This window comes from Pseudokineococcus marinus (assembly GCF_013004605.1).
GTDB lineage: Bacteria > Actinomycetota > Actinomycetes > Actinomycetales > Quadrisphaeraceae > Pseudokineococcus > Pseudokineococcus marinus.
Map to the genome: position 1 here is coordinate 1 of NZ_JABEMA010000212.1, position 5,342 is coordinate 5,342.

4 protein-coding genes and 1 pseudogene are annotated in these 5,342 nt (G+C 74.2%); 4 read left to right on the forward strand and 1 reads right to left on the reverse strand.

The genetic code is table 11. The annotated features are described in order from the left end of the window. The 3 genes from HLB09_RS12360 to HLB09_RS12370 all read left to right on the forward strand — a co-directional run. A partial coding sequence (locus HLB09_RS12360; RefSeq protein ID WP_212771002.1) for a carbohydrate ABC transporter permease occupies positions 1-926 on the forward strand: 926 nt, incomplete at its 5' end. An 8-nt stretch (positions 927-934) separates the two neighbouring features. Beyond that, a complete protein-coding gene (locus HLB09_RS18680; RefSeq protein WP_212771003.1) occupies positions 935-1,903 on the forward strand; it encodes a carbohydrate ABC transporter permease in 969 nt (322 codons plus the stop codon). Positions 1,904-2,010: 107 nt separating this feature from the next. Next, positions 2,011-3,387, forward strand: a complete 1,377-nt coding sequence (locus HLB09_RS12370; RefSeq protein WP_171203661.1) for an ABC transporter substrate-binding protein — start codon at positions 2,011-2,013, stop codon at positions 3,385-3,387. A 35-nt stretch (positions 3,388-3,422) separates the two neighbouring features. Here the strand turns inward: HLB09_RS12370 and HLB09_RS12375 are convergent, their stop codons facing one another. Further along, positions 3,423-4,487, reverse strand: a complete 1,065-nt coding sequence (locus HLB09_RS12375) for a PHP domain-containing protein (RefSeq protein ID WP_171203664.1) — start codon at positions 4,485-4,487, stop codon at positions 3,423-3,425. Positions 4,488-4,733: 246 nt separating this feature from the next. Here HLB09_RS12375 and HLB09_RS12380 point away from each other — a divergent pair. Beyond that, positions 4,734-5,342 (forward strand): annotated as a pseudogene (locus HLB09_RS12380) (hypothetical protein); the annotation flags it as partial.

The following is a 5,342-nucleotide window of genomic DNA, read 5'->3' on the forward strand; positions in this document are numbered from 1 at the left end:
CGCCCGTCCCCGCGCCGGCGCGGGTCGACCGCGCGCCGTCGCCGGGGAGCCGGGCCCGACGGCGCCGTGAGGCCCTCGTCGCCGCCGCCTTCATCGCGCCGTCGCTCCTGGGCTTCAGCGTCTTCTACCTCTGGCCGACCCTGCGGGGGCTCTGGTTCAGCCTCACGGACTTCGACTTCTTCACGCCGCCCGCCTTCGTCGGGCTCGGCAACTACGCGCGGCTGCTCGAGGACGCGACCTTCTGGAACGCCATGGTCGTCACGCTGCAGTACGTGGCCGTCAACATCGGCGTGCAGACGGTGGTCGCCCTCGGCATCGCCGTCCTCATGCACCGGCTGACGACGTCGACCCTCGTCCGCTCGGTCGTCGTCATGCCCTACCTCGTGGCCAACGTCGTCGTCGCCCTCGTCTTCTTCTGGATGCTCGACGCGCAGATCGGCATCGTGAACGAGGCGCTGACCGGGCTCGGCCTCGACCCGGTGGCCTTCTTCGGGGACGAGACCTGGGCCGTCCCGACCATCGCGCTCGTCAACGTGTGGCGGCACATGGGCTACACGGCCCTGCTCATCTTCGCCGGGCTCCAGATGATCCCCGGTCACCTGTACGAGGCCGCTCGCACCGAGGGCGCCTCCGAGTGGCGGATGTTCTGGTCGATCACGCTGCCGCTCCTGCGCCCCGTCCTCGCCGTCGTCCTCGTCATCACGATGATCGGCTCGTTCCAGGTCTTCGACACCGTGGCCGTCACGACGGCGGGCGGCCCCGCGGACGCCACGCGCGTCCTGCAGTACTACATCTTCGACCTGGCCTTCCAGCGGCTCGACTACGGGTACGCCTCCGCGGTCTCGGTCGTGCTCCTCGTCATCCTCATGGCCGTCGCGGCGCTGCAGCTCAGGCTGACGCGGGCCCACCAGTCGGACCTGGGCTAGGAGGCCCCGTGACCACGACGACGCAGCGCCCCTCCTCCACGACGGGGCGGGCCACCGCTCCTCCGCCCGCGGGCGGCCGACCGCGCACGGGGCGCCGCCACCGGCGCCCCGGTCCCGGGCGGGTCCTCGCCTGGGCCGCCCTGGTGGGGATCATGGCCATCACCCTCTTCCCCTTCTACTGGATGCTGCGCACCGCGCTGTCCGACGGCGCCGTCCTCGCGACCGAGCCGTCGTCGCTGCTGCCGGTGGAGACGACGACCGGGGCCTTCGAGCGGGTCTTCGGGCTGGCCTCCACCGTGGAGGCCCAGGCCCAGGGCGGCTCGGGCGCGGCGATCGAGTTCCCGCGCTACCTGCTGAACTCGGTGGTCGTCGCCACGGCCATCACCGCGGGGCAGGTGGTCTTCGGCGCGATGGCGGCCTACGCCTTCGCGCGGATGCGCTGGCCCGGGCGCGACGCGGTGTTCTTCCTCTTCCTCACCGCGCTCATGGTGCCGCCGATCTTCACGCAGCTGCCGAACTTCCTGCTCATGCGCGACCTCGGGCTGCTCAACACCTACCCGGCGATCATCCTGCCCTTCTTCTTCATGACGCCCTTCGCCATCTTCTTCCTCCGGCAGTTCTTCCTCGGCATCTCCTCCGAGGTCGAGGAGGCCGCCCGCCTCGACGGGGCGGGCCACGTGCGGACCTTCCTGCGCGTCGTCGTGCCCATGAGCTGGGGGCCGATCACGACCCTGGCCCTGCTGCAGTACGTGCTGGCGTGGAACGAGTACTTCTGGCCGCTGCTCGTCGGCAGCGCCCAGGACGTGCGCGTGCTCACCGTCGCGCTCGGCATCTTCCGCAGCCAGACGCCCCAGGGGACGCCGGACTGGGCGGGGCTCATGGCGGCCACGCTCGTGGCGGCCCTGCCGGTGCTCGTCCTGTTCGCCGTCTTCAGCCGCAAGATCGTCGACTCGATCGGCTTCAACGGCGTCAAGTGACGCGTGGGCGGTGCACCGGGCCGCCCACGCCTCCCACCGCACCACCCGGCCGCGCGACCCCGCGGCACGAGCTGACCGGGAGCCCCCGGAGGAGGAGGTCCTCACCGATGAGGACGAGCAGCGCACGAGCGGTCCGCGCCGTCGCGGTCGCGGCGGCCCTGGGCCTGGCGGTCACCGGCTGCGGCACGTCGAGCGGCGTCAGCGGTGGCGGCTGGGAGGACACCGGCACCCTCACCTACTGGATGTGGGACTCGGCCCAGCTGCCCGCCTACCAGCAGTGCGCCGAGCAGTTCGAGGCGGCGAACCCCGACGTCGACGTCGTCATCGAGCAGTTCGGCTGGGACGACTACTGGGACAAGCTCTTCACCGCCTTCGTCTCCGACTCGGCGCCGGACGTCTTCGTCGACCACACCTCCCGCTACGCCGACTACGCCACGCGGGGGCTGCTGCAGCCGCTGGACGAGCTCGTCGAGCGGGACGGGGTGGACCTCGACGCCTACGTCGAGGGCACCACCGACCTGTGGGTGGGGCCGGACGGGCAGCGCTACGGCCTGCCGAAGGACTTCGACACCGTCGGCGTCTTCTACAACACCGCGATGGTCGAGGAGGCGGGCTACACCCGCGAGGACCTGTGGTCCCTCGACTGGAACCCCCAGGACGGCGGCTCCTACGAGCAGCTCGTCGCCCGCCTGACCGTCGACACGAACGGGGTCCGCGGCGACGAGCCGGGCTTCGACCCCACGTCGGTGGCCACCTACGGGCTGGCGCTGGAGGGCGCCGGCGAGGGCTTCGGCCAGACCGAGTGGTCGATGTACACCGGCGCCAACGGCTGGACGCACACCGACCAGCCGCTGTGGGGGACGCGCTACGCCTACGACGAGGAGGCCTTCCAGGAGACCGTCGCGTGGTGGCGCGGGCTCGTCGAGAAGGGCTACATGCCGCCGCTGGAGCGGACGGTCGGCGGGTCGGTCGACCAGCAGCTGCAGGCGGACCGGTACGCGATGGCGACGCAGGGCTCCTGGAACATCAACAACCTCACGCGCCTCGAGGGCATCGACCTCGACGTCTTCCCCACGCCCGTCGGCCCCACCGGCGAGCGCGCAGCCATGTTCAACTCGCTCGCGGACTCCATCGCCACCTCCTCGCCCCGCAAGGGCGCCGCGTGGGCGTGGGTCCAGCACCTCGCCTCGGTGGAGTGCCAGGAGGTCGTCGCCCGCGGCGGCGTCGTCCTGCCGGCCCGTCAGGAGGTCGTGCCCATCGCCGAGGAGGCGCTGTCGGCCAAGGGCATCGACATCGAGGCCTTCACCGTCCACGTCGAGGAGGGCACGACCATCCCCGTGCCCATCACCGAGAACTACAGCGAGGTGGACGCGATCATGCGCCCCGCCATGGACCGGGTCATGGGATTCTCCGCACCTGTGGAGTCCCTCACCGAGGCCAACCGGCGCGTCAACCGGCTGTTCGGCACGGCCGGCGAGGGCTGAGCGGGGGCCGCGGCGGCGCGAGGTGGCCGGCGCGCTCAGCCCGGTCGGTGGGTGTGGTCGGCCGTCCAGGCCAGGAGGTCCTCGACGGGCCAGGTGTTGACCACGCGCTCGGGCGGGACGCCGCACCGCGCCGCCCGGGCGCACCCGAGCTCCTGCCAGTCGAGCTGGCCGGGGGCGTGGGCGTCGGTGTCGACGCTGAACAGGCAGCCGGCCTCGACGGCGAGCCGCAGCAGCCGCAGGGGCGGGTCGAGGCGCTCGGGGCGGGCGTTGACCTCGACGGCGACGCCGGCCTCCGCGCACGCGGCGAAGACCTCCTCGGCGTCGAACTCGCTCTCGGGCCGCGCCCTCCCGACCCCCTCCCGAGGCTGCACGTACCGCCCCGTGCAGTGCCCGAGCACGTCGGTGCGGGGGTCGCGCACGGCGCGCACCATGCGGCGGGTCATGGCGCGCCGCTCCATCCGCAGGTCGGAGTGGACGGAGGCGACGACGACGTCGAGCTCCTCCAGCAGCTCGGGCTCCTGGTCGAGGGACCCGTCGGCGAGGACGTCGCACTCGATGCCCGACAGGAGCCGGAAGGGCGCGAGCGGCGCCGCGAGCTCCTCGAGCAGGGCCAGCTGGCGGCGCAGCCGCGCGGGGCTGAGACCGCGCGCGACCTTGAGGCGCGGCGAGTGGTCGGTGAGGGCCGCGTACTCGTGGCCGATCTCCACGGCCGTGACGGCCATGTCCTCGACGGGGCTGCCGCCGTCGCTCCAGTCCGAGTGCAGGTGCAGGTCCCCGCGCAGGGCCGCCCGCAGGGCGGCGCCACCGGCGGCGCCCTCGTCGTCCGGGCCGACGAGGGGCTCCTGGCGCTCCTCGAGGTCCGCGAGGTAGGCGGGTCGCCGTCCGGCGGCGACGTCGAGGACGAGGGCCGCCGTCGTGCGTCCCACGCCGGGCAGCTGCTCGAGGGAGCCCTCGGCGACGCGGCGGGCCAGCTCGTCCGCGGGCGTGCGCGTGACCGTCGTGGCCGCCGCGCGGAACGCCTTGACCCGGTGGGTGCTCGCCAGCTCCCGCTCCAGGAGGAAGGCCGTGCGCCGCAGCGCCGCCAGGACCCGGGCGTGCAGGTCCCGCGCGTCGTCGGCGCCGGGGCCGCCGCCGGCCGGGCGGTCGTCGCTCGCGCTCACGCGCCGACGGTAGGGCGTGGGCCGCCCGGGCGCCGGTCCGCGCCGTCCCGAGCGCTCCCCGGGCCCGCGGGGACGACGTCCCCGCGATCCGCAGGTGAGCCATGAGGGCGTGACAGCGTCCTGACAGGCGCGGCCCGCAGCGTCGTGGTCCTCGGGCGGAACGGCCGCCCGTCGGAGGAGGACACCATGCGCAGGAAGCTGGCCACCATCACCGTCGCGGGCGCGATCGCCCTCGGCGGGGCGGCCCTCGCCGGGCCGGCGCTCGCGGACGCGGCGCCCGACGCGGTGACGGAGTCGACCCAGGACGCCGCCCAGGGGGCGGTCGACGCCGTGGCGGACGGGGTCGACCGCATCACCGAGGCCCTCGCGGGCCTCGTCTCGGACGGGACGCTGACCCAGGACCAGGCCGACGAGGTCGCCTCGACGCTCGCCGACGCGCTGCCCGGGCCGGGTGGTCCGGGTGGTCCGGGTGGGCTCGGGCCGGGGCCCGCGGGCCTCGACGCCGCGGCGGAGGTGCTCGACCTCACGCCCGAGGAGCTCCGGGACGCCCTGGCGCAGGACGGCGCCACCCTGGCGTCGGTCGCCGAGGACCAGGGCGTGAGCACCGACGACCTCGTCGCCGCCCTCGTCGACGCCGCGAGGGCCCACCTCGACGAGGAGGTCGCCGACGGCCGGATCACGCAGGAGCAGGCCGACGAGCGCGCCGCCGACCTCGAGGCCCGGATCGGCGAGCTCGTGACGACCGAGGTCGGCGACCGGCCCCTCGGCCCGGGCGGCCACGGCCCCGGCGGGCAC

Bases quoted from the DNA above. Each gene is read 5' to 3' on its own strand.
- HLB09_RS12370 (WP_171203661.1), top strand. From the start codon at position 2,011: ATGAGGACGAGCAGCGCACGAGCGGTCCGCGCCGTCGCGGTCGCGGCG.